This window comes from Micromonospora sp. LZ37 (assembly GCF_059359015.1).
On the sequence record NZ_JCADBL010000005.1, the window covers coordinates 343,025 to 364,305 of the forward strand.

A 21,281-nucleotide genomic window follows, 5' to 3' on the forward strand; every position below is an offset into this window, starting at 1 on the left:
GGTGGTCGGTCGGTCAGGCGCGCGGATGGGCCTGTCGGTACGCGGCCCGCAGGCGCTCGACGGAGACGTGCGTGTAGATCTGGGTGCTGCCCAGCGAGGAGTGGCCCAGCAGCTCCTGCACGGCGCGCAGGTCTGCCCCGCCCTCCAGCAGGTGGGTGGCCGCCGAGTGGCGCAGCCCGTGCGGGCTGACCCGGGGCAGACCGAGGGACTCGGCGTACCCGGCGACGATCCGGCGGGCGGTGGTCGGGTTGAGCCGGCCGCCCCGGGCCCCGAGCAGTAGCGCGTCCCCGGAGCCGGGGGCGGCCAACGCCGGGCGGCCCGACCGCAACCACTCGTCGATGGCTCGCTGCGCCGGCACCCCGTACGGCACCGAGCGTTCCCGGCCTCCCTTGCCGAGGACCCGGACCACCCGACGCCCGTGGTCGACGTCGGCGATGTCCAGGCCGCACGCCTCACTGACCCGCACCCCGGTGCCGTAGAGCAGTTCGAGCAGCACCCGGTCGCGCAGCCGCACCGGGTCATCGCCCGCCCCCTGGACGGACGCCGCGCTCGGGGTGCCCTCGGTGAACGGCGGTTCGCCGCCCTGGCCGGGTATCGCCGCCTTCCGGTCGGCTGAGGCCGACGGGGCGGCGGCGTTCCCGCCCCCGGTGTCCGGGGCCGGCGGTGCTGCGGCGGTGGGGCCACCCGGGGCCGGCGGTGCTGCGGCGGCGGGGCCACCCGGGACCGGCGGTGCTGCGGCGGTGGGCCCACCCGGGGCCGGCGGTGCTGGGGCGGTGGGCCCACCCGGGGTGTCCGGGGCGGGCGGTGCGTCGGTCCGGCGGGGTGTGCCGCTCGTCGCCGCCCGCACCGGGGCTTCGACCAGCGCGGCGGCCTGGTCGGCGCGGAGCACGGTGGGCAGCTCCCGGTGCGCCCGGGGGCTGGCGAGCGCCGCCGCGACGTCGACCGGCAGCAGTCCGGCCCGGTGCGCCCAGGCGCTGAACGTGCGCGCCGACGCGGCCCGACGCGCCAGCGAGGTGCGGGCCGCGCCGAGCGTCCGCTGCTTCGCCAGCCAGCTGCGCAGCACCGCCAGGTCCAGCGCGGCCGGTTCGGCGCAGCCCGTCCGGACGGCGTGGTCGAGGAGCGATACGAGGTCCGCCACGTAGGCCCGCACGGTGTGGGCGGAGCGGTTGCGGACCCGCGCCAGGTGGTCGGCGAAGTCGTCCACCGCCTCCCGCATGGCGGGCGGCAGCGCCTCGTGGGACGCCCGGGTGGAGTGTCGCGCCGCCGTCACCACGACCCCCGTACCCGCTGACTTCCCACCGGCATCCCCTCAGCGTAGGCGCGTGCCGCCGGGTGAGGGTTCCAGCGGTGTGCCGCCCCAGCCCATTTGCGGCGTGTCGCGGTATCCCGCCGCCCGGACACCGCGACATGCCGCAACTGGGGCTGGCCCACCGCAAACGGGGGGCTCGCCGGTCGGCGGCCGTGTCGTGCACGGGTAGGCGCGCGCCGCCCGGTGGGCGCGGCGGCGCTGCCGGGGCGGCACGTCCGCGGCTGCTGACCGACGGGACAGTTCGACGCGCCGTCCATGCTGGTCGACGAGGCCGCGAGCGGTGAAAATGGACACGGGACGGGGTGTGCCGTCGTCGGTGCTCCGGCGCGGGACGCGCCGACGGGAGGAGGGGCCGACCGTGGGGGTGGATGTGGTCCTCTACCGACAGGTGGGCGGCGGACCGGGTCGTGGCCGGCCGTCCGTCGTGGCCGCCCAGCTGGTACCCGACCGCGAGGACGTGCTGCTCGACCTGCTCGCGCGGGTCCGGGGCGGTGGGCGTACCCCCGTGCTGGACCGGGTGGACCCGCTCGGTGAGCTGCTGGTCGGCCCGGAGCAGGCCCCGCGGCTGCTGGCCGAGCTCGGCTGCCTGGCCGAGATCGCCCGGACGCCCACCGAGGTGACGCAGGTGCAACGGGTGGTGCGGCTCGTCCAGCGCTGCGCGCGCGAACGCGATCTGGAGATCCGCTTCGAGGGCGACTGACCGCCGCGCCGGGCGGGCCGCCGCCGTCGGTGCGGCGACCGCGGTCGGTGGGCGGGTCACCGTGGTGGTGCCGGCCGGCGGCCGGAGGCCGCGACGCCCAGGGCGTAGCCGCCGTCCCGACGGACCACCATCGCCAGCTCCTCCAGCAGCGAGAGTTTGCGCATCGCGGTGCGGACGTCCACGCCGGCGCGGGCGGCGAGCGCGTCGACGCCGAGCACGCCGCGGCGCGGCAGCGACTCCAGCACCAGCGTCGCCTCGTCGTCGAGCAGGTCGCCCGGCCGGTCCGGCCCCCGCACCGGCGGGGCCAGGTCCGCCCCGATCCGGCCCACCTCCTCCAGCACGTGCGGCACCCCGGTCACCAGCCGGGCGTACGCCTGCTCCCGCAGCACCTCGTGCGCACCGACCGACATGGCCGAGGTGACCGGGCCGGGCACCACCATGGCCGGCCGGCCCATGGCGAGCGCCCGGTTCACCGTCTGCGTCGCGCCGCTGCGCGCGGACGCCTCGACCAGCACCGTCCCCCGGGTGGCGGCGGCGATCACCCGGTTCCGGATCAGGAACCTCGGCCGCAGCGGCTCGGCGCCCGGCATCCACTCGCTGACCAGCAGCCCGGTCTCGGCGATCCGGTCGAACAGGGCCGCGTTGCCCATCGGGTAGGGCCGGTCCACCCCGCAGGCGAGCACCGCCACGGTCACCCCGCCGGCGGTCAGCGCGCCCCGGTGCGCCGCCGCGTCGATGCCGAACGCGCCGCCCGAGACGACCGTCCAGTCCCGTTCCGCCAGCCCGTACCCGAACTCGGTGGCCAGGTGGACGCCGTAGCCGGTGGCGGCCCGGGCGCCGACCACCGCGACCGAGCGGTCCAGCGCCTCGCCGAGCGGCCACCCGCCGCGCACCCAGAAGCACAGGGGAGGGGCGGTCTCCAGGTCGACCCGGCGACTCGTCCCCGGCAGCACCAGCCGGCTCAGGTCGTCGAGGCGGCCCGGCCACTCCTCGTCGTCCGGGGTCAGGATCCGGGCGCCGAGCCGCTCGGTGCGCGCCACCGCGTCCGCCGCCGCGGCCCGGGCGTCCCCGCCGGCCACCCGGGCGGCCACCACGCCCCGCAACTTCCCGTCCGGCGCCCCGCCGTCGAGCAGCAGGTCCAGCGCCGCGACCGGGCCGTGCTGCGCGACCAGCCGGTGGACCGACCAGGTGCCCGGTTCGGCGAGCCAGGTCAGCGCCACCCGCGCCAGCAGTCGTTCCTCCCGGTTGCTCATGCCCCTTCCCCCGTCCTGAGTTGGGTGGCCTCCCGGACGTCCTCCCGGTGGGGCCGGTCCCGGCCGTCCAGGTCGGCGATCGTCCAGGCCAGCCGGATGATCCGGTCGAAGCCCCGGGCGGAGATCGCGCCGGAGTCCAGCCGGCCGCGCAGCTCCGCGGTGTCCCGGGCCGGCAGCCGCCACGGCGGGCGGCGCAGGTCCGGGCCGGGAATCTCGGCGTTGAGCTTGCGGCCGACCGGAACCCAGCGGTCGGCCGCCGCCCGTCGGGCCGCCGCCACCCGGGCCGCCACGGTCGCCGACGACTCGGCGGCCCCGGCGGTGTCCATCAGCTCCGCGGCCCGGACCGGCAGCAGCTTCACCTGCACATCGATCCGGTCCAGCAACGGCCCGGAGATCCGCCCGAGATAGCGCCGCCGGGTCAGCGGGCTGCACTCGCAGTACGCGTCGCCGGCCGGCTTGGCGCACGGGCAGGGATTGGCCGCCAGCACCAGCTGGGACCGGGCCGGATATTCCGTCCCGCCCCCGCTGCGGGTGAGCTGGATCCGGCCGTGTTCCAGCGGCTGCCGCAGCGCCTCCAGGGCGCCCTTGCCGAATTCGGGGGCTTCGTCCAGAAACAACACGCCCCGGTGGGCGAGTGAGACGGCCCCCGGTCGGGCCAGGCCGGACCCGCCCCCGACCAGGGAGGGCACGGTCGCGGTGTGGTGCGGCGCCTGGAACGGCGGCCGGCGCAGCAGCCGGCCGCCGGGCGGCAGCAGCCCCGCGATCGAGTGCAGCGCGGTCACCTCCAGCGCGGCGTCGTCGTCCAGCTCGGGCAGGATCGAGGGGAGTCGCTCGGCGAGCATGGTCTTGCCCGCGCCGGGCGGCCCCAGCAGGGCCAGGTGGTGCCCGCCGGCGGCGGCCACCTCCAGGGCGCGCCGGCCGAGACCCTGCCCGGCCACGTCGGCCAGGTCGGGGCCGGCACCGGCCACGGGGGGTGCGGCGGTGGGGGGTTCGAGCAGGGGAGCGCCGTCCCGGACGAAGGCGACCAGCCGGTGCAGCGTGTCCACGGCCCGGACCCGGACGCCCGGGATGACCGCCGCCTCGGCGGCGTTCTCCACCGGTACGACCACCCGGTCGCGGCCGGCCCGTGCGGCCGCCGCGACCATCGGCAGCACTCCCCGCACCGGGCGGACCGTCCCGTCCAGCCCCAGCTCCCCGAGGACGACCACGCCCTCGAGCGGGGCGAGCGGCAGCTCGCCGGAGCCGCCGAGCACCGCCGCCGCGATGGCCAGGTCGAAGGCCGAGCCGTACTTGGGCATCGTCGCCGGCAGCAGGTTGAGGGTGATCCGACGGTTGGGCCAGTGCTGGCCCGAGTTGACGATGGCGGCCCGGACCCGGTCCCGTGCCTCGTGCAGCGCGGTGTCGGGCAGCCCGGAGATGACCACCGCCGGCAGCCCCGACGCGAGGTCGGCCTCGACCTCGACGAGGTGGCCGGTGACCCCGACCAGCCCGACGCAGAGCACCTTGGCGTAGCTCACCGGGCCACCTCCCGGGTCGCGGTCCGGCCGGTCATCAGAACGCCCCCTTGAGGTGCTCGACCCGGGCCGGGCCGGCGGTGGGCAGCCGGACCGACAGGACGTCGAAGCGCACCTCGTCGGCGGTGGTGCCGGTCTCGGCCAGCCAGCGGGCGGCCAGGCCGCGCAGCCGGCGGGCCTTGGCCGGGACGACCGCCTCGGCCGGGCTGCCGTAGCCCTCGGTGCGCCGGGTCTTCACCTCACAGAAGGCGAGCACCGGGCCGTCCCAGGCGATGATGTCGATCTCGCCGTCCCGGCAGCGCCAGTTGCGGGCCACCGGGCGCAGCCCGGCTCCGATCAGGTGCCGTACGGCGCACCGCTCGCCGTACGCGCCGACGGCCTGGTTCCGCTTCGTCATGCCGGCCAGGGTGGGCGGTCACCGGCCCGCCGTGTCGTCCCCGACGGCCCGGCTGTGGATGACGGGACGGCCTGTGGACGACCGGACGATCATCCCGCTCCTGTGCTATGCGGACGCCCGGACGACCCGGGCCGCGACGCGGGCCGCCCGGTCACCGACCGGCGCGAATGGCGCCGGCCGGGGCGGGTCGCATACGGTGCCGGCGTGGACGCACGACGGAGCTATCCCGATGATCAGGAGTCGCGCTGGTACCCCGCCGGACGGGAGCGCGGGTATGACGAGCCGGAGTGGCGGGGCGCGCCCGAGTCCCGCTTCGGCGACGACGACTTCCGGATTCCGGACCAGCGCGTCGCCGAGGAGGGTCGCTACGGCGACACCGCCGGAGGCGGCGGCCGGTACGGCGATTCGGGACGCTTCGGGACGGGCGACCCGTTGGGTGGCTCCCCGGCCGATCCGGAGGGATACCGCCCGGCCCGCTCGCGTCGCGCCGAACCCGATGATCCGGACGTCTCCGGCGAGCTGCCCACCGACCGCCCGGGCCGACGGGCGGCCCGGCAGTCCGCCGCCGACCGCCTCTCCACCACCGGCGCCGGCCCGCTCGCCGACGCCGACCCGCTCGGCGCGTCCGGCGCCGGCCCGCTCACCGGCGGCGCGGACCGGTCCGAGCCGACCCGACCGGCCCCGCTGGGCGGCTACCCGATCGTCGAGCCGAGCCGGCCCGCCGAGCCGGCCCATCCGCTGGAGATGCCGACCGGTCCGATGGTCCCGGTGGTGCCCCGCCCGGACGGAATGCCCGGCCCGGACGGGACGTACCGGGCGGGTGCCGTCCCCTCCGACGGCGTCTACCGGACCCGGCGGCCGGCCCTCGCCGTACTCCTGGGGCTGTTGGTCCTGGTCTTCGAACTCCCGGCGCTGCGGGTGCTGGTGCACGGCCTGACCGCCGACCCGGTGCCGGCGTCCCACGTCGTCGTGGGCACCTTCCTCGTCACCGGGCTGCCGATCTTCGCCGCCGGCCTGTACGGGCTGCGCACCGGTGGTCTGGCGATGGCCGACGGGGCGCGGGGCTGGCTGCGCCCGCCGACGGCCTACCTGACCGTCGGTCTGGTCCTTTTCGTCGCCGCCGCGCTCGCCGCCGGCTGACCCGGAGCCCCCGACGCGGCGGCCGGCCGGGCCCCTCGCCGCGCGGAAGGTACGACCAGCGCACTTCCTCGCACCCGGGGGTGGACGGGCGGGGAAGGGGCGTACACTGGGCGACTGGCGACCGCCTCGTGCGGTCGACCTCGCGCGCCCTCTCCACGGTTCATCGTGGGGCGACGGCCTCCCTGGTCCCGATCTTGGTCGGGCCCACCATGGCCGGCGACCAGGCGCCAGGACGCCCGGCCACCGGTCGGGCGTGACAACCAGGGATCTTGAGGAGTACCCCCATGGCCGTCGTGACCATGCGTCAGCTGCTGGAGAGCGGTGTCCACTTCGGGCACCAGACCCGGCGCTGGAACCCGAAGATGAAGCGCTTCATCATGACGGAGCGCAACGGCATCTACATCATCGACCTGCGCCAGACCCTCGACTACATCGAGAAGGCGTACGACTTCGTGCGCAACACGGTGGCCGAGGGCGGCAGCATCCTCTTCGTCGGCACGAAGAAGCAGGCGCAGGAGGCCATCTCCGAGCAGGCGACCCGGGTCGGCCAGCCGTACGTCAACCACCGCTGGCTCGGTGGCATGCTGACCAACTTCCAGACGGTGTACAAGCGCCTTCAGCGGATGAAGGAGCTGGAGGCCCTGGGTGACCTGACCGGCACCGCCGCGGGTTACACCAAGAAGGAGACCCTGCAGCTCTTCCGCGAGAAGACCAAGCTCACCAAGACCCTCGGTGGTCTGCGGGACATGCAGAAGCTCCCGGCCGCGATCTGGGTGGTCGACACCAAGAAGGAGCACATCGCCGTCGACGAGGCCCGCAAGCTGGGCATCCCGGTGATCGCGGTGCTGGACACCAACTGCGACCCGGACGAGGTCGACTTCCCGATCCCGGGCAACGACGACGCGATCCGCTCGGCCGAGCTGCTGACCCGGGTCGTGGCCGCCGCCGTCGCCGACGGTCTGATCGCCCGTTCGGGCCGTCGTCGGGGCACCGACGAGAAGCCGGAGCCGGGCCAGGTCGGCGCCGACGAGCCGCTGGCCGAGTGGGAGCGCGAGCTGCTCGAGGAGCCGAAGAAGGCCGACGAGCAGCCGGCGCAGGCCGAGCCGGCGCAGGCTGAGCCGGCGCAGGCCGAGCAGCCGGCGGCTGTCGCCGCGGAGTGACCGCAACCGTCGCGTCCCCATCGTCCGGTTCTTCTCCGACGGTGGGGACGCGGCGGGTACGCCGGGCACATCCGGTCCTGATCCGGGTAACCGGCACCTCAGACCAACTCACCGCAGTCTCCAACACCGAAGAGAGAGTCATGTCCAACTTCACCGCCGCGGACGTCAAGAAGCTCCGCGACCTCACCGGCGCCGGCATGATGGACTCCAAGAAGGCGCTGACCGAGGCCGAGGGCGACTTCGACAAGGCCATCGAGATCCTGCGCGTCAAGGGCGCCAAGGACGTCGGCAAGCGCGCCGGCCGGACCGCCGCGAACGGCCTGGTCGCCCACTCCGGCAAGGCGCTGCTCGAGCTCAACTGCGAGACCGACTTCGTCGCCAAGAACGACGCCTTCATCGCGCTGGCCCAGCAGCTGGTCGAGCACGGCGAGCGCAGCGGCGTCGGCACCGCCGAGGAGCTGCTGGCCAGCTCGATCGACGGCAAGCCGGTCGCCGACCTGATCCAGGAGCAGTCCGCCAAGATCGGCGAGAAGCTGGTGCTCAACCGCTTCGCCAAGCTGGACGGCAACACCGCCGTCTACCTGCACCGCAAGAGCCAGGACCTGCCCCCGGCCGTCGGTGTGCTGGTGGAGTACTCGGGCAAGACCGACGAGGCCGGCGACGCCGACGCCCGTGGGGTCGCCATGCAGATCGCCGCGATGCGGCCGAAGTACCTGACCCGCGACGAGGTGCCGGCCGACGTCGTCGAGTCCGAGCGGCGTATCGCCGAGCAGACCGCCCGCGAGGAGAACAAGCCCGAGGCGGCGCTGCCGAAGATCGTCGAGGGCCGGGTCAACGCGTTCTTCAAGGACTACGTCCTGGTCGAGCAGTCGTCGGTCGCCGACAACAAGAAGACCGTGAAGCAGATGCTGGCCGAGGCCGGCATCGAGGTGACCCGCTTCGTGCGGTTCGAGGTCGGCCAGGCCTGAGCCGCCGGACCGGGCGCGTGACGCGCCCGGCGGGCATTGAACGTCGACGAGGAGGCCGCCGGTGTACGTGACAGGCACCGCGGCCTCCTCGTCACATAGGGTCGGCAACGGCAGGTACGCGGTACGCGGCGCGGACGACGTGCGCGGGAAGGGCGGGGCGGATGACGCAGGTTGTGAGTGACCGGAGCCTGGAGGCGGACGACCCGACGGCGCCACCGCCGGGGCGGGCCCGCCGGGTGGTGCTGAAGCTCTCCGGTGAGGTCTTCGGCGGTGGCGCGATCGGCGTCGACCCGGACGTCGTACAGGGCATCGCCCGGCAGATCGCCACCGTGGTCCGCCGTGGGGTGCAGGTCTCCGTGGTGGTCGGCGGCGGCAACTTCTTCCGCGGCGCGGAGTTGCAGAAGCGCGGCATGGACCGGGCCCGGGCCGACTACATGGGCATGCTCGGCACGGTGATGAACTGCCTCGCCCTCCAGGACTTCCTGGAGAAGGAGGGCATCGAGACGCGGGTGCAGAGCGCGATCACGATGGCCCAGGTCGCCGAGCCGTACATCCCGCTGCGCGCCATCCGGCACCTGGAGAAGGGCCGCGTGGTGATCTTCGGCGCGGGCGCCGGGATGCCGTACTTCTCCACCGACACCGTCGCGGCCCAGCGCGCGCTGGAGATCCGCGCCGACGTGGTGCTGATGAGCAAGAACGGGGTGGACGCGGTCTACACCGCGGATCCCCGGATCGACCCGACCGCCAGCAAGCTGGACTCGATCACCTTCTCCGAGGTGCTGCGCCGCAACCTTCGGGTGGCCGACGCGGCGGCGTTCAGCCTCTGCATGGAGAACGGCCTGCCGATGCTCGTCTTCGGCGCGCAGGGCGACGACACGATCGTCCGGGCGGTCGGCGGTGAGAAGATCGGCACCCTGATCACCGCCTGAGCGCCCCGCCGGAGGTGGCGGTCCTCCGGCCCGACACCAGCACAGCCACGACGAGCACAGAAGGAGGCGAGGAGACCGGTGATCGACGACACCCTCCTCGAGGCCGAGGAGAAGATGGAGCGTGCGGTCGAGCACGCCAAGGAGGAGTTCGGCGCCATCCGCACCGGTCGCGCCAACGCCGCCATGTTCTCCAAGGTCATCATCGACTACTACGGCACGCCCACTCCGCTGCCCCAGATGGCATCCGTCGGCGTCCCCGAGCCGCGCATGGTGATCATCAAGCCGTACGACAACTCGCAGATCAACGCCATGGAAAAGGCGATCCGCGACTCCGACCTCGGCGTCAACCCGAACAACGAGGGCAACCAGCTGCGCATCCTGCTCCCGCAGATGACCGAGGAGCGCCGCCGCGAGATGATCAAGGTGGCCCGGCACAAGGGTGAGGAGGCCAAGGTGGCCGTCCGCAACATCCGCCGCAAGGGCAAGGAAGAGCTGGACCGGATCGTCAAGGACGGCGAGGCCGGCGAGGACGAGGGTCGGCGCGCCGAGAAGGAGCTGGACGACCTGACCCAGCGCTTCGTCGCCACCATCGACGAGCTGGTCAAGCACAAGGAGTCCGAGCTGCTCGAGGTGTAGTCGCCCGGACGGGACGTCCCGTCGAGACGACACGAGGCCCGCCCCCTGCCCGGGGAGCGGGCCTCGTTCCGTTCGCGCGTCGGCGGCAGGTGGTGCGCCGACACCGGGCCGGCCGGGGTGCCGGCGGGGCTCGTCCGCCGCCCCCGACGGGCCCGTGCAGTAGGCTCGGCACGATTCCCGGCCACCGCGCGGTGAACGGCGGGGATCGGCCGGCCGTCGGGCCGGTCAACCGACGGACGTCACGCGTGTAGGGGATGGCTTTGGTCTTGCGTCATGTGGCGGCACTCGCACCGTTTCCGCTCGGTGCGTGATGTCCCACCCCGACCCCTACGGCAGCCCTGAGCCTCGCGGCTGGGACCGCCCCGAGCGCCCACCCGCGCTGCCCTGGCCCGAGCGCGACGTCGAGCCCGCCGGCCCGTGGAGCCGGCAGTCCGGCGCCGACCTGTACGCCGGGCCGCAGGCCCGTCCCCGGCCGCACGTCCACCACGACGAGCCCGTCGGCGACCCGTACGGCGGGCCGGGCGACGGCCGCCGCGACCCGCGCGACGACGCCGACCGCCACGACACCGACCGCGGCGCCCGCTACGACGGGCACCGCGAGGACCGGTACGACCCGCCCGGCCCCGCCTGGCCGGTGCGCGACGACGACGTACCCACCTCCTCGCTCCCGCCGGTGCGCGACGACGACCTGCCGACCTCGCAGTTCCCCCCGGTGCGCCCGGAGCCGGAGCCCGAGCCGCAGCGGCCCTCGGGCCGGCGGCGCGGCCGACGCCGGGCCGGCGCGGACCGGCCGGCCACCGGCCAGTCGGCGCCCAGCCGGGCCGGTCGCAACCTGCCCGCCGCCATCGGGGTGGGCCTCGGGCTCGGCGCGCTGATCCTGGTTCCGCTCTTCTTCTACCGGCCGGCGTTCCTCGCCGTTGTGGCCGCCGCGATCGGCGTCGGCATCTGGGAGATGGCCCGCGCGGTACGCCGCAGTGGCGCCCACCCGCCGCTGGTGCCGCTGCTCGCCGGTGGCGTGCTCACCGTCGGGCTGGCCTGGTTCGCCGGTCCGGACGCGCTCAGCCTGGGGCTGCTGGTCACCGTGCTCGGCACGATGATCTGGCGGCTCGGTGACGGTCCCGCCGGTTTCCAGCGGGACCTCACCGCCGCCACCCTGATCGCGGTCTACGTGCCGTTCCTCGGCGGGTTCGCCGCGCTGCTCGCGGCGGTGCCCGACGACGGGCACCTGCGGGTGCTGGCGACCCTGGTCGCGGTGGTGCTCTCCGACACCGGCGGGTACGCCGCCGGGGTGTCCTTCGGCAAGCACCCGATGGCCCCGTCGATCAGCCCGAAGAAGTCCTGGGAGGGCTTCGCCGGTTCGGTCGGCGCGGCGGCGGCCGGCAGCGCCCTGCTGATCTGGCTGCTCTTCGACGTGCCGCCCTGGTGGGGTGCGCTGTTCGGGGTCGCGGTCTCCGGCGCGGCCGTGCTCGGCGACCTCGCCGAGTCGATGATCAAGCGGGATCTCGGCGTGAAGGACATGAGCAACCTGCTGCCCGGGCACGGCGGCCTGATGGACCGGCTCGACTCGATCCTCTTCGCCGTGCCGACCGCGTATCTGCTGCTGGCGGTCTTCGTGCCGGTGGTGGGCTGAGGCATGAATCACGCCCCGTCGTCCGCGTGGTCCGCCCGGTGGGGGGCGATTCGGGCCCTCCGGCCAGGTACTTCCCGGTGCGGGCGTGTCAGACTGGACGCGCCATGACGAGCCTGCCGCTGATCCCCGTAGACCCTGACGCCGCCGGGCGCCGACCCTCGATGCCGCCCCGCCACCTCGCCGACCTGGACCTGCCGGGCCGGCAGGCGCTCGCGACCGAGCTGGGGGAGCCCGCCTTTCGCGCCAAGCAGGTGTCCCACCACTACTTCGGCCGGCTGGTGCGCGACCCGGAGCTGATGACCGACCTGCCGGCGGCCACCCGGGAGCGGCTCGCGGGGGCGCTGCTGCCCACGCTGCTCAACCCGGTACGCGAGCTGGCCTGCGACGACGGCGCCACCCGCAAGGCCCTCTGGCGGCTGCACGACGGCTCGCTGGTGGAGAGCGTGCTGATGGGTTACCCCGACCGGGTGACCGTCTGCATCTCCAGCCAGGCCGGCTGCGGCATGGCGTGCCCGTTCTGCGCCACCGGTCAGGCCGGCCTGACCCGCAACCTCTCCACCGCCGAGATCGTCGACCAGGCGGTCTACCTCGCCGGCGTCGCCGCCTCGGGTGCGGTGGCCGGCTCGCCGCCACGGCTGTCGCACGTCGTCTTCATGGGCATGGGCGAGCCGCTGGCCAACTACTCGCGGGTGATCGCCGCGATCCGTCGGCTGGTCGCGCCGGCCCCGGAGGGGCTCGGCCTGTCGCAGCGGCACATCACCGTTTCCACGGTCGGCCTGGTTCCGGCCATCCGCCGACTGGCCAGCGAAGACCTCTCAGTGACCCTTGCGCTGTCGCTGCACGCGCCCGATGATGATCTGCGCGACGAACTCGTGCCGGTCAACCAGCGCTGGAAGGTAGCCGAGGTGCTGGACGCAGCATGGGACTACGCGGCCCGGACGGGACGCCGCGTGTCGATCGAGTACGCGATGATCAAGGACGTGAACGACCAGCCGTGGCGGGCGGACCTGCTCGGGCGGCTGCTGGCCGGCAGGTTGGCCCACGTGAACCTCATCCCGCTCAACCCGACACCCGGCAGCCGCTGGGACGCGAGTTCCAAGCCGGTCGAGCGGGAGTTCGTCCGGCGGCTGCGCGAGGCCGGGGTGTCCACCACGGTGCGCGACACCCGGGGGCGCGAGATCGACGGTGCGTGCGGGCAGTTGGCTGCCGCCGCGGACAGGGACACCGACGCGCCGCGCGGGCGTGACCGGGCGTAGCGAACGAGACCAGGAGACATAGTGGCGAGTCAGGGTCAGCGTTTCCGGCGAAAGGCGCTCCGCCGGGGATACAAGGTCGACGAGGTGGACGCCTTCCTGGACCGGGTCGAGGCGACGCTCGCCGGCCAGCCGGTCGGCGCGCCCGTGGCCTCCCAGGAGGTCCACGACGTCGTCTTCCGCGTCCGGTTCAACGGCTACGACGAGTGGCAGGTCGACCTGCACCTGGACCGGGTCGAGCGGCAGCTGGCCGAGCTGGAGGAGCGGGGCGGCCTCGGGCGCAGCGGCGACCTGCGGGGGTCGGCCGACCGGCTCGGTCCGCCCCCCATGCGGGACGACCCCCGGGGGCTCTCGCCCGTTCCGCAGCCGATGCCGCCGCGCGCGATGCCGGCCCAGGCCGGACCGCCGAACCCCTACGGCAACCGGTACGACGAGCCCACCGGCGCCTTCAGCGGCGGGTACGACGCTCCCCGCGGCGGGTACGACGCCCCGCGCGGTCCGGCCGGCCCCGGCCCCGGTGGCCCCGGCCCGGGCCCGATGGGTCCCGGCGGCATGGGTCACGGCGGCCCGCCGCCGCGCGGCCTGCCCGCCGGTCCGTCCGGGTACGGCCAGGAGCCGTCCGGGTACGGCCAGGAGGAGCCGCGGTTCGACGGCTTCGAGGCCGGCCGGCACGGGCGTACCGACATGACGGCCGAGATCCGGATGCCCGAGCGGGAACTGCGCGACATGCGGGGCCGCGGTCCGGCCGGCCCGCCGCCCGCGCCGCCCCAGCAGGGTTTCGGTGGCCCGCCGATGGCCGGTCCGCCCGCCGTGGCCGGTCCGCCGGTCGGTGGTCCCCCGATGGTGGGTCCGCCGATGGCCGGTCCGCCCGGCAGCGACCTCTACCGGGTCGACCAGATCCGCCGCAGCTTCCAGGTGCGCCGGTTCGGCAGCGGGTACGACCCGGACCAGGTGGACCGGTTCTTCGAGACCCTGCTGGGCGGCATGCAGGGCCGCAACCCGATGCCGGTGAACCCGAAGGACCTGGACACCCTGCGCTTCGGCCTGGTGCAGGGCGGCTACTTCGAGGCCGAGGTCGACGCCGCGCTCAAGGACGTGCAGGACATTCTCTTCGGCCGCTGACCGGCGCGACGAGGACCGATGTGACGAAGGGCCCACCCCCGAGGGGGTGGGCCCTTCGTCTGTGTCCGGTCCGGCGCGTCGGTCGGGTCAGGAGCGCAGGCCGTTGCGGCGCAGCACGACATCGCCGATGACGATCGCCAGCAGCAACGCGGCCAGGCCGATCAGCCAGATGTTCTCGACCCTGCCCTCGTGGTTGCCGCAGATCATCGCCAGCAGCGCCAACGCGGAGACCACCGCGCCGATCCGTCCGGACTTGCGGTGCCCGGGCTTGTGCTGATCTGGCGCGGTTACCGGCTCGCTTCCTGCCACTGTCGGTCCTTCCCTCGCGATCGGATCTCCGGTTAGTCTGGCACGTCCCGCGCGGGGCCCGGCGCAGGGTCCGGCCTGATCGGGGTACCCGGGTGAGGGCGTCGCCGGCGGCCGGGCCGATGGTCCCGCCCGGGGATGGGCGTAACGGCTCTACCGGCGTCGCAGGCCGGCGACCAGACTGCCTCCGGTAGGTTCTGACGTACACCATGTTTGTCGTTTTGAGGGGGACTGCGGTGCGAGTGACCGGTACGGGACATGCCAGCATGCGGATCGACACGGCCGCGGGCAGCATCCTGTGCGACCCGTGGGTCAATCCGGCCTACTTCGCCTCGTGGTTCCCCTTCCCCGACAACTCCCTGCTCGACTGGGACACCCTCGGACAGGTCGACTACCTGTACGTCTCGCACCTGCACCGGGACCACTTCGACGCGGCCCACCTCAAGCGGTACGTCTCCAAGGACGCCACCGTGCTGCTCCCCGAGTTCCCCACCTCGGAGATGGAGGACGAGCTGCGGGCGCTGGGCTTCACGAAGTTCCTCAAGGCCCCGAACGAGCAGGTCGTGGAGCTCGACGGCGGCCTGAAGATCATGATCCAGGCGCTGACCAGCCCGACCGACGGCCCGATCGGGGACTCCTCGCTCTGGGTGGAGTACGACGGGGTGCGGCTGCTCAACCAGAACGACGCCCGACCGACCGACCTGAGCGTCTTCGCCGAGCTGGGCCACGTGCACGCCCACCTGCTCCAGTTCTCCGGCGCGATCTGGTACCCGATGGTCTACGAGCTGCCGCAGGCGGCGAAGACCGCGTTCGGCAAGCAGAAGCGGGACCGGCAGTTCGACCGCACCTGGCGCTACATCGACGACCTGAAGGCCGACCACGTCTTCCCGATCGCCGGCCCGCCCTGCTTCCTCGACGACGCGCTGTGGCAGTTCAACGACATCCACGGCGACGAGGGCAACATCTTCCCCGACCAGTCGGTGTTCCTCGAGGAGTACGCCAAGGTCGGCGGCACGAACGGGATCGTGCTGCTCCCGGGCAGCGTCGCCGAGGTCACCACCTCCGGCGCCAGCACCACCCACCCGGTCCCGGTGGAGGAGTTCTTCGCCAACAAGGTCGCCCACCTGGAGGAGATGCGGGAGCGCAAGCGCCCGATCATCGAGGCGGAGAAGGCGTCGTGGCGGCACCCCGAGGTGGACGTGCTGGGCGAGATGAAGCGCCGGATCGAGCCGCTGCTGGACGAGTCGATCTACCTGGCCAAGGGGGTCGGCGGCCCGGTCCGTTTCGACCTCGTCGGCTACGACGGGGAGAGCGTCGAATCCATCGTGGTGGACTTCCCGGGCAAGGAGGTCCGCCCGTACGCCGACGAGAAGGTGCGCTACCGGTTCCGTACCGAGCGGGCGCTGATCGAGCACCTGCTGCACATCGGCGAGGTGGACTGGGTCAACTCGCTCTTCCTCTCCTGCCGCTTCTCGGCGGCCCGGATCGGCCAGTACAACGAGTTCGTCTACGCCTTCTTCAAGTGCCTGTCCGAGGAGCGCCTGCAGTACGCCGAGGGCTGGTACGACGAGCACGAGCGGGCCGTCGACGCCGAGGACATCACCCTGGACGGCTGGGTGGTGCAGCGGCGCTGCCCGCACCTCAAGGCGGACCTGAGCCGGTTCGGCATCGTCGAGGGTGACCAGCTCACCTGCCAGCTGCACGGCTGGAAGTTCGACATGCCCAGCGGCCGCTGCCTGACCAGCGTCGGCCACAAGATCCGCGCGCACCGCGCCGACGAGCAGACCCCCGCCCCCGCCGGGGAGGCGCTCAGCTGACGACCGGGCGCGCGGCGCCGCCCCGGTCGCACCTCCGATCCGCGCCCGTGCGGCCCCTGCCTGGGTGACCATGCAGTGGTGGTGGGTGGCGAAAGCCGCAGACCGGCACCGACCGGACACCAGCGAGATCGGGGCGGGGCATGGCGGCGGCGGACGCGGAGGAGACGAGGTACCGGTACCGGCGGGACCGGGAGATGGTCCGGGACGCGTCCCGGGTGGAGACGTTCAGCGACGGGGTCTTCGCGGTCGTGCTGACGGTGATGGCCCTCGAACTGCTCCAGTACGGCCCCGCCCGGGTGAGTGGGCGGGAGCTTCCCGACGCTCTCGCCCACGCCTGGCCGTCGTACCTGGCGTACGTGATCACCTTCGGGATCACCGCCCAGATCTGGCTCGGTCACCACAACACGTGGCGGTACGTGGTCCGGGTGGATCAGGTGCTGTTGGTGTTCAACCTGCTCGTGCTGCTCTTCGTGGCCACCATCCCGTTCACCGCCGACCTGCTCTCGGACAACCTGCGCGGTAGCGCGACCGAGCAGCGGCTGACCGCCGCCCTCTACGTCGGCACCGTGCTCGGTGAGTCGCTCTTCTTCAACCTGAGCTGGTGGTGGGCTCGACGGCACCGGCTGCTCCACCCCGACCTGGATCCCCGGCTGGCCCGGGCGGTCGCGCGGCGACTGCTGCTGCGCCCACTGCTCTATCTGATCGCCTTCGCCTTCGTCTTCGTCAACCCGATCCTCAGCCTCGTCCTCTACCTGCTGCTCGTCGGCCTCTCCCTGATCCGCCGCCCCGGCGACCTGCCCCGGCTGCCCGCCGGAGGCGGCGGGGAGGTCAGCGACCGAGGTCGGTGAGGATGCGGCGGGCGGCGTTGTGGCCGGCGGCGCCGATGACGCTGCCGGCCGGGTGGCAGCCGGCGCTGCCGGCGTAGACGCCGTCGATGCCGGTGGCGTACGGCATCCGGTCGGTGAACGAGACGGTGTTGTCGACGTGGTGGATGTGCCCACCGGTGATGCCGAAGTGCGCCTCGATGCCCGGCGGGGGCAGCGGCACCGCGTCGGCGATCAGGTCGGCGGTGCCGGGGGCGTACCGCTCGCAGATGGCGATCAACTTGTCGACGTAGCCGGGGAGCGCGGCGTCCCAGGTCGTGCCGGCCGGCTGGTAGGGGACCGACTGGACGAAGAGCGCCGAGGAGTGGTGGCCGGCGTCGTCCGACAGCGACGGGTCGACCGTGGTGTGCAGGTACCACTCGATGGTCGGCTCCTCCGGCAGCCGGCCGGCCTGGACGTCCGCCCACATGGCGCGCAGCGCGGTCATCGGCGAGGTGGCGTCCCCGCCGACCAGCGAGGCCGAGCCGGGGAGCAGGTGGATGGTGGAGCCGAACGGGCTGGCCGTCCCCTCCGGCAGGCAGGAGAAGCGGGGCAGCCCGGTGAGCGCCAGGTTGAGCTTGAGGGTGGTACCGGTGCGGCGGACCGCCGCCATCCGCTCGTGCAGCGGCGTCGGGAGTGCGCCGTCGGGCAGCAGCTCCATCAGCCGGTACGGGTCGCAGGCGCCGAGCACCACGGAGGCGGCGACGTGCCGGCCGTCGGCGAGGGTCACCCCGCTGGCCGCGCCGCCGTCCAGGGTCACCCCGGCGACCGGCGTACCCGTGACGATCCGGGCCCCGGCGGCGCGGGCGGCCTCGGCGAAGGTCCGGGAGACGGTGCCCATGCCGCCCTCGGCGATCATCCAGGTGCCGTCGGCGCCGGGGAGTCGGCACATGTTGTGGACCAGGAAGTTGTGCCCGGTGCCGGGGTCGTCGGGGCCGGCGTTGAGCCCGGAGAGGCCGTCGGTGACGGCGTACATGCTGACCAGCAGCTCGGAGCGGAAGTCGAAGCGGGCCAGGTGATCGGCGACCGAGCCGCGGACCAGGTCGACGAAGGTCTGCCGCAGCGCGGGTCGGACGTACCGCTCGGCGGTCTCCTCGACCGGCAGCGGCTCGGCCAGCCAGGCCGGCGCCAGGTCCTCGCGGAGCTGGGCCAGCTCGGCCTGCATGGCGTCGTCGGCGGCCACGTCGGCGGGGGAGAAGAACTCGGCGAGCTGCCTGCGGGTGGCCGCCGTGTCGCTGCCGAAGAGCAGGTACGGCGCACCGAGGCCGCCCGGGGTGGGCAGGAAGTAGTGCGGGTCGCGGCGCAGCACCGGGATCCGCACGTCGAGCGCCGCGAGCAGCTCCGGCGGCATCAGCCCGAGCAGGTACGACCCGGTGGAGTGGCGCAGCCCGGGCACCCGGGGGAACGGGCTCTCGGTGCGGGTGGCCCCGCCGATCACCTCGGCGGCCTCCAGGACCAGCACGTCCAGCCCCGCGCGGGCCAGCAGCACGGCGGAGACCAGTCCGTTGTGCCCGGACCCGACGACCACGACGTCGGCGCGGGAGGGCAGCTCGCTCGGTGCGCTCATGGCCCGGCAGCCTAGTGCCGCAGGGCCCCCTCCGGGAGGGGGTGGCGGCGCCTCACCGACCGCCGGCCCCAGGGTCGTCGTGAGCTACCGCGCGGGCCGCCCGCCAGTGGGACAGCGCCAGGGTGGCGGAGTAGCCGGCCAGGACGATCACGTGGAACAGGTAGAGCCAGAGCAGCACCGCGACGCCGCCGCCGATCTCGTCGAAGCCGCCGAACGGGACGCCCAGGTCGATCGGGAGCGAGGCGAAGAGCACGAACCCGTGCAGGAAACCGGCGAGGTTCGCGGCGGTGAACGAGCCCACCGCGAGGGTCGACACCCAGTCCGGCGAGGCCGGCCCGACCACCCGGAACACCCACATCAGCACCGGGGTGAGCACCAGCCACACCCCCAGGAACGACAGCACGACGCCGAGCGCCCCGACCCAGCCGCCCTGGCGGACCAGGCGGGTGGTGGTGGGCAGCGCGATCAGGATGGACAGCAGCAGCGCCGGGGCCGGGGCGAGCAGCGGCAGCAGCAGCAACCGGCCCCGCCAGCCGACCAGCGACTCGTCCGGGTGCGGTGGCTTGGCGACGGAGACGAACGCGCGGCGCAGCCCCTCGCCGTAGAGCGAGGCGGGCAGCAGCGACGCCAGCGCGAGCAGCGGGGTCAACTCCACCCCGGCCGCGACCAGGGCGTCCACCGCCCGGGGGGCGCCGATCGCGTCGGGCAGCGTGTCCACCGCGTACGAGGTGAGCCGGCGGACCCGCTCCCCGCCCGCCAGCAGGGAGGTCAGCCAGATCGCGAGCAGCGCCACCGGCACCACGGCGATCGCCCCGTAGAAGGTGATCGCGGCGGCGTGCAGCGACAGGTCCCGGCCGCGTACCGGTCGGAACGCGGCCCGGGTGATCCGCTTCGTACGCCGCCATGCGTCGCCCATCACGATCCTCTTCCCCGCAGCGGGTCCGCGCACGCATTACGATCCCCCGCCATGACCGTGCTCATCACCGAGCGGCTGCTGCTGCGGGACTGGACCGACTCCCCGGCCGACCTCGACCGGATCTTCGACATCTACTCCCGCGACGAGGTGGTGCGCTGGTTGGGTGTGGCGTCCGGGCTGCCGCTGACCGAGCCCGCCCAGGCGGCCGACCGGCTGCGGATCTGGCGCGAGCGGCACGCCGACCACGGCGACCGGTACGGCACCTGGGCGATGCAGGAGCGGCGCACCGGACTGGTGGTGGGCAGCCTGCTCCTCAAGCCCCTGCCCGGGCGCGACGAGAGCGTGCCGACCGACGACATCGAGGTCGGGTGGCACCTGCACCCCGACTCCTGGGGGCACGGCTACGCCACCGAGGCGGCCCGGGCCGTCCTGGCCCGCGAGTTCGCCACCGGCACCCGCGAGGTGTACGCGGTCGTCTCGCCCGGCAACGAGCCTTCCATGGCGGTCGCCCGCCGCCTCGGCATGACCCACGTAGGGCAGCGCACCGACTGGTACGGCGGGGAGCTGCTGGAGACCTTCGTCCGCCGCCCCGACGACTGAGGCCCGTCGGGGGCGGGCGGCAGGGGCACCATGGAGATCATCCGGACGGTAGGGTCGGCGGCCATGATCATCGAACTCGATCACGCCCGGGACCGTCGGTACGCCCGTCAGCTCTCCGCCATCGCCACTCGACGCGACCGGATCGTGATGGTCGGCGTCGGGCTGCTGCTGACCTTCGCCGGGCTGGCCGCCTACCCCGGCGAGCCGGGATGGCGCACGATCTGCGCCTCGGCCGCCCTGGGAATCGGCATCTGCTGGATGATCAAATTCTTCATCATGCCCCGGCAGCTGGTGCAGCGACTGCCGGCGACCTGGTTCCAGCCGCGCCACTACCGGATCGACGCGGACGGGGTGGAGTGGAGCGGGCCGACCGTCCGGACCTGGATCGGCTGGGCGGCGGTGGGCCGGGTGACCACGGAGCCGTTCGCGTACCTGCTGTGGCAGACCGGCGGGCTGGGCATGTGGGACATCCCGCGCGCGACGCTCACCCCGGAGCAGGACCGCGACCTGGCGGCCCTGATCGCCGCGCAGGTGGGCCGGGCACCGGAGGAAGCGGCGGGCGACGCCCACCCGCACACCGCCACGCCGGAGGTCGAGGCGCCGGCGAGCACGACGGCGCCTGGAGTACGCCCTCCCACGCCGTAGCACCCCGCCATCTCAGGTGGGCGCGTCCCGCCCGTCACGGTGCGGGACCGGATCCCAGGGCCGGGTCCAGCCGATGAAGCGCGCGAAGTAGTGCGCCGGGTCGAGGTGGTCAGGCTGCGTGCGCAGCCGGTCGGTGATCGCGTCGTGCATCAGCAGACACAGGTAGACGGCCAGCCCCGGCCGATCGTGGGCGTACTCGGTACGTAGCCGGAGCTTGGCCGGCTGGCAGGGCCACGCGGCGGCGCAGGCCCGGCAGCGCCAGGTGGGCCGGCTGGCGACGTGCCGACCGAGTTCGGCCAGGGACACCCCGTCGCGACTCACCGGGCGTCGCCGGTCAGCCGGTCCGGGCAGGGCCAGCGCAGCCCGCAGGTGCAGTACCGGCCCCACCGCCACCAGTCGCGCCGGTGCCGGGGTGCCAGCGGTACGGGCTTCGGCCCCTTGCTCATCCGCTTCTTCCTTCCTCGCGCCTGTTCACACTCCTTGGGCTCAAGTGGTTGTTGCAACGGGGTGGATTCTCGTGAGGATGGGGATTCATGCCGGGGAAGCGGTTGTCGTC

At 73.9% G+C, this 21,281-nt stretch carries 22 protein-coding genes; 13 read left to right on the forward strand and 9 right to left on the reverse strand.

Features of this window, described 5'->3' with window-relative positions; translation table 11 throughout:
* Positions 1–13 precede the first annotated feature (13 nt).
* Positions 14–1,216: a tyrosine recombinase XerC gene (locus AC5L3Z_RS14125; protein WP_494842195.1), complete on the reverse strand. Its 1,203-nt coding sequence runs from the start codon at positions 1,214–1,216 to the stop codon at positions 14–16.
* A 451-nt stretch (positions 1,217–1,667) separates the two neighbouring features.
* On the opposite strand from AC5L3Z_RS14125, the gene AC5L3Z_RS14130 reads away from it, so the two are divergent.
* On the forward strand, positions 1,668–2,009 hold the full coding sequence (locus tag AC5L3Z_RS14130) for a hypothetical protein (RefSeq protein ID WP_494842146.1): 342 nt from the start codon (positions 1,668–1,670) through the stop codon (positions 2,007–2,009).
* Positions 2,010–2,065: 56 nt separating this feature from the next.
* Here AC5L3Z_RS14130 and AC5L3Z_RS14135 read toward each other — a convergent pair whose 3' ends face one another.
* The 3 genes from AC5L3Z_RS14135 to AC5L3Z_RS14145 are packed head-to-tail and all read right to left on the reverse strand — an operon-like array spanning position 2,066 to position 5,173.
* Positions 2,066–3,262: a DNA-processing protein DprA gene (locus tag AC5L3Z_RS14135; protein WP_494842148.1), complete on the reverse strand. Its 1,197-nt coding sequence runs from the start codon at positions 3,260–3,262 to the stop codon at positions 2,066–2,068.
* The gene (locus AC5L3Z_RS14140) at positions 3,259–4,779 is read right to left on the reverse strand and encodes a YifB family Mg chelatase-like AAA ATPase (protein WP_494842150.1); all 1,521 of its coding nucleotides are present in this window, start codon (positions 4,777–4,779) and stop codon (positions 3,259–3,261) included. Before AC5L3Z_RS14140 ends, AC5L3Z_RS14135 begins: the two co-directional genes overlap by 4 nt.
* A gap of 34 nt (positions 4,780–4,813) precedes the next feature.
* Positions 4,814–5,173, reverse strand: coding sequence for a YraN family protein (locus tag AC5L3Z_RS14145; protein WP_494842151.1), 360 nt, complete (start codon positions 5,171–5,173; stop codon positions 4,814–4,816).
* Between the two features lie 204 nt (positions 5,174–5,377).
* Between AC5L3Z_RS14145 and AC5L3Z_RS14150 the strand changes: the two genes are divergently transcribed.
* The 8 genes from AC5L3Z_RS14150 (at position 5,378) to AC5L3Z_RS14185 (ending at position 14,011) form a co-directional block, all read left to right on the forward strand.
* On the forward strand, positions 5,378–6,313 hold the full coding sequence (locus AC5L3Z_RS14150) for a hypothetical protein (RefSeq protein ID WP_494842152.1): 936 nt from the start codon (positions 5,378–5,380) through the stop codon (positions 6,311–6,313).
* A gap of 284 nt (positions 6,314–6,597) precedes the next feature.
* Positions 6,598–7,473 (forward strand): 30S ribosomal protein S2, encoded by an 876-nt coding sequence (gene rpsB / locus AC5L3Z_RS14155; protein WP_494842154.1) that lies wholly within the window; start codon positions 6,598–6,600, stop codon positions 7,471–7,473.
* A 140-nt stretch (positions 7,474–7,613) separates the two neighbouring features.
* Positions 7,614–8,441 carry a translation elongation factor Ts gene (gene tsf, locus AC5L3Z_RS14160; protein ID WP_334522957.1) on the forward strand — a complete coding sequence of 276 codons (828 nt, stop codon included), beginning with the start codon at positions 7,614–7,616 and terminating at the stop codon, positions 8,439–8,441.
* A gap of 161 nt (positions 8,442–8,602) precedes the next feature.
* Positions 8,603–9,370 (forward strand): UMP kinase, encoded by a 768-nt coding sequence (gene pyrH / locus AC5L3Z_RS14165; protein ID WP_334522960.1) that lies wholly within the window; start codon positions 8,603–8,605, stop codon positions 9,368–9,370.
* Positions 9,371–9,448: 78 nt separating this feature from the next.
* Positions 9,449–10,006 carry a ribosome recycling factor gene (frr, locus tag AC5L3Z_RS14170; RefSeq protein WP_334522963.1) on the forward strand — a complete coding sequence of 186 codons (558 nt, stop codon included), beginning with the start codon at positions 9,449–9,451 and terminating at the stop codon, positions 10,004–10,006.
* Between the two features lie 310 nt (positions 10,007–10,316).
* Positions 10,317–11,636 carry a phosphatidate cytidylyltransferase gene (locus tag AC5L3Z_RS14175; RefSeq protein ID WP_494842197.1) on the forward strand — a complete coding sequence of 440 codons (1,320 nt, stop codon included), beginning with the start codon at positions 10,317–10,319 and terminating at the stop codon, positions 11,634–11,636.
* 104 nt (positions 11,637–11,740) lie between these two features.
* Positions 11,741–12,892, forward strand: a complete 1,152-nt coding sequence (rlmN, locus tag AC5L3Z_RS14180; RefSeq protein ID WP_334522966.1) for a dual-specificity RNA methyltransferase RlmN — start codon at positions 11,741–11,743, stop codon at positions 12,890–12,892.
* 21 nt (positions 12,893–12,913) lie between these two features.
* Positions 12,914–14,011 carry a DivIVA domain-containing protein gene (locus AC5L3Z_RS14185; RefSeq protein ID WP_494842156.1) on the forward strand — a complete coding sequence of 366 codons (1,098 nt, stop codon included), beginning with the start codon at positions 12,914–12,916 and terminating at the stop codon, positions 14,009–14,011.
* Between the two features lie 87 nt (positions 14,012–14,098).
* On the opposite strand, the gene AC5L3Z_RS14190 is transcribed toward AC5L3Z_RS14185, so the two are convergent.
* A complete protein-coding gene (locus AC5L3Z_RS14190; RefSeq protein ID WP_494842157.1) occupies positions 14,099–14,320 on the reverse strand; it encodes a DUF2631 domain-containing protein in 222 nt (73 codons plus the stop codon).
* 233 nt (positions 14,321–14,553) lie between these two features.
* On the opposite strand from AC5L3Z_RS14190, the gene AC5L3Z_RS14195 reads away from it, so the two are divergent.
* Positions 14,554–16,134, forward strand: a complete 1,581-nt coding sequence (locus AC5L3Z_RS14195) for a Rieske 2Fe-2S domain-containing protein (protein ID WP_494842159.1) — start codon at positions 14,554–14,556, stop codon at positions 16,132–16,134.
* 194 nt (positions 16,135–16,328) lie between these two features.
* Positions 16,329–16,982, forward strand: coding sequence for a TMEM175 family protein (locus tag AC5L3Z_RS14200; protein ID WP_494842199.1), 654 nt, complete (start codon positions 16,329–16,331; stop codon positions 16,980–16,982).
* Here AC5L3Z_RS14200 and AC5L3Z_RS14205 read toward each other — a convergent pair.
* Both AC5L3Z_RS14205 and AC5L3Z_RS14210 read right to left on the reverse strand, forming a co-directional pair.
* The gene (locus tag AC5L3Z_RS14205) at positions 16,963–18,564 is read right to left on the reverse strand and encodes a phytoene desaturase family protein (protein ID WP_494842161.1); all 1,602 of its coding nucleotides are present in this window, start codon (positions 18,562–18,564) and stop codon (positions 16,963–16,965) included. The genes AC5L3Z_RS14200 and AC5L3Z_RS14205 overlap by 20 nt on opposite strands.
* Positions 18,565–18,616: 52 nt before the next feature.
* Positions 18,617–19,480 carry a YhjD/YihY/BrkB family envelope integrity protein gene (locus AC5L3Z_RS14210; protein WP_494842163.1) on the reverse strand — a complete coding sequence of 288 codons (864 nt, stop codon included), beginning with the start codon at positions 19,478–19,480 and terminating at the stop codon, positions 18,617–18,619.
* A gap of 51 nt (positions 19,481–19,531) precedes the next feature.
* Between AC5L3Z_RS14210 and AC5L3Z_RS14215 the strand changes: the two genes are divergently transcribed.
* Together AC5L3Z_RS14215 and AC5L3Z_RS14220 are read left to right on the forward strand one after the other, a co-directional pair.
* Entirely contained in the window at positions 19,532–20,080 is a 549-nt protein-coding gene (locus AC5L3Z_RS14215; RefSeq protein ID WP_494842165.1) for a GNAT family N-acetyltransferase, read from the forward strand.
* 63 nt (positions 20,081–20,143) lie between these two features.
* Positions 20,144–20,725 carry a hypothetical protein gene (locus AC5L3Z_RS14220; RefSeq protein WP_494842167.1) on the forward strand — a complete coding sequence of 194 codons (582 nt, stop codon included), beginning with the start codon at positions 20,144–20,146 and terminating at the stop codon, positions 20,723–20,725.
* Positions 20,726–20,737: 12 nt separating this feature from the next.
* On the opposite strand, the gene AC5L3Z_RS14225 is transcribed toward AC5L3Z_RS14220, so the two are convergent.
* Both AC5L3Z_RS14225 and AC5L3Z_RS14230 read right to left on the reverse strand, forming a co-directional pair.
* Complete coding sequence (locus AC5L3Z_RS14225) at positions 20,738–21,046, reverse strand: hypothetical protein (RefSeq protein ID WP_494842169.1); 309 nt, start codon at positions 21,044–21,046, stop codon at positions 20,738–20,740.
* A complete protein-coding gene (locus AC5L3Z_RS14230; protein WP_494842171.1) occupies positions 21,043–21,171 on the reverse strand; it encodes a hypothetical protein in 129 nt (42 codons plus the stop codon). Before AC5L3Z_RS14230 ends, AC5L3Z_RS14225 begins: the two co-directional genes overlap by 4 nt.
* Between the last annotated feature and the right edge of the window lie 110 nt (positions 21,172–21,281).

Excerpts from the sequence above, each read along its gene's own strand:
- AC5L3Z_RS14215 (WP_494842165.1), top strand. The coding sequence starts at position 19,532 with ATGACCGTGCTCATCACCGAGCGGCTGCTGCTGCGGGACTGGACCGAC.
- AC5L3Z_RS14145 (WP_494842151.1), bottom strand. The coding sequence starts at position 5,173 with ATGACGAAGCGGAACCAGGCCGTCGGCGCGTACGGCGAGCGGTGCGCC.
- AC5L3Z_RS14135 (WP_494842148.1), bottom strand. The coding sequence starts at position 3,262 with ATGAGCAACCGGGAGGAACGACTGCTGGCGCGGGTGGCGCTGACCTGG.
- AC5L3Z_RS14230 (WP_494842171.1), bottom strand. The coding sequence starts at position 21,171 with ATGAGCAAGGGGCCGAAGCCCGTACCGCTGGCACCCCGGCACCGGCGC.
- AC5L3Z_RS14210 (WP_494842163.1), bottom strand. The coding sequence starts at position 19,480 with ATGGGCGACGCATGGCGGCGTACGAAGCGGATCACCCGGGCCGCGTTC.
- rpsB (WP_494842154.1), top strand. The coding sequence starts at position 6,598 with ATGGCCGTCGTGACCATGCGTCAGCTGCTGGAGAGCGGTGTCCACTTC.
- pyrH (WP_334522960.1), top strand. The coding sequence starts at position 8,603 with ATGACGCAGGTTGTGAGTGACCGGAGCCTGGAGGCGGACGACCCGACG.
- AC5L3Z_RS14220 (WP_494842167.1), top strand. The coding sequence starts at position 20,144 with ATGATCATCGAACTCGATCACGCCCGGGACCGTCGGTACGCCCGTCAG.
- AC5L3Z_RS14205 (WP_494842161.1), bottom strand. The coding sequence starts at position 18,564 with ATGAGCGCACCGAGCGAGCTGCCCTCCCGCGCCGACGTCGTGGTCGTC.
- tsf (WP_334522957.1), top strand. The coding sequence starts at position 7,614 with ATGTCCAACTTCACCGCCGCGGACGTCAAGAAGCTCCGCGACCTCACC.
- AC5L3Z_RS14175 (WP_494842197.1), top strand. The coding sequence starts at position 10,317 with ATGTCCCACCCCGACCCCTACGGCAGCCCTGAGCCTCGCGGCTGGGAC.
- rlmN (WP_334522966.1), top strand. The coding sequence starts at position 11,741 with ATGACGAGCCTGCCGCTGATCCCCGTAGACCCTGACGCCGCCGGGCGC.
- AC5L3Z_RS14125 (WP_494842195.1), bottom strand. The coding sequence starts at position 1,216 with ATGCGGGAGGCGGTGGACGACTTCGCCGACCACCTGGCGCGGGTCCGC.
- AC5L3Z_RS14200 (WP_494842199.1), top strand. The coding sequence starts at position 16,329 with ATGGTCCGGGACGCGTCCCGGGTGGAGACGTTCAGCGACGGGGTCTTC.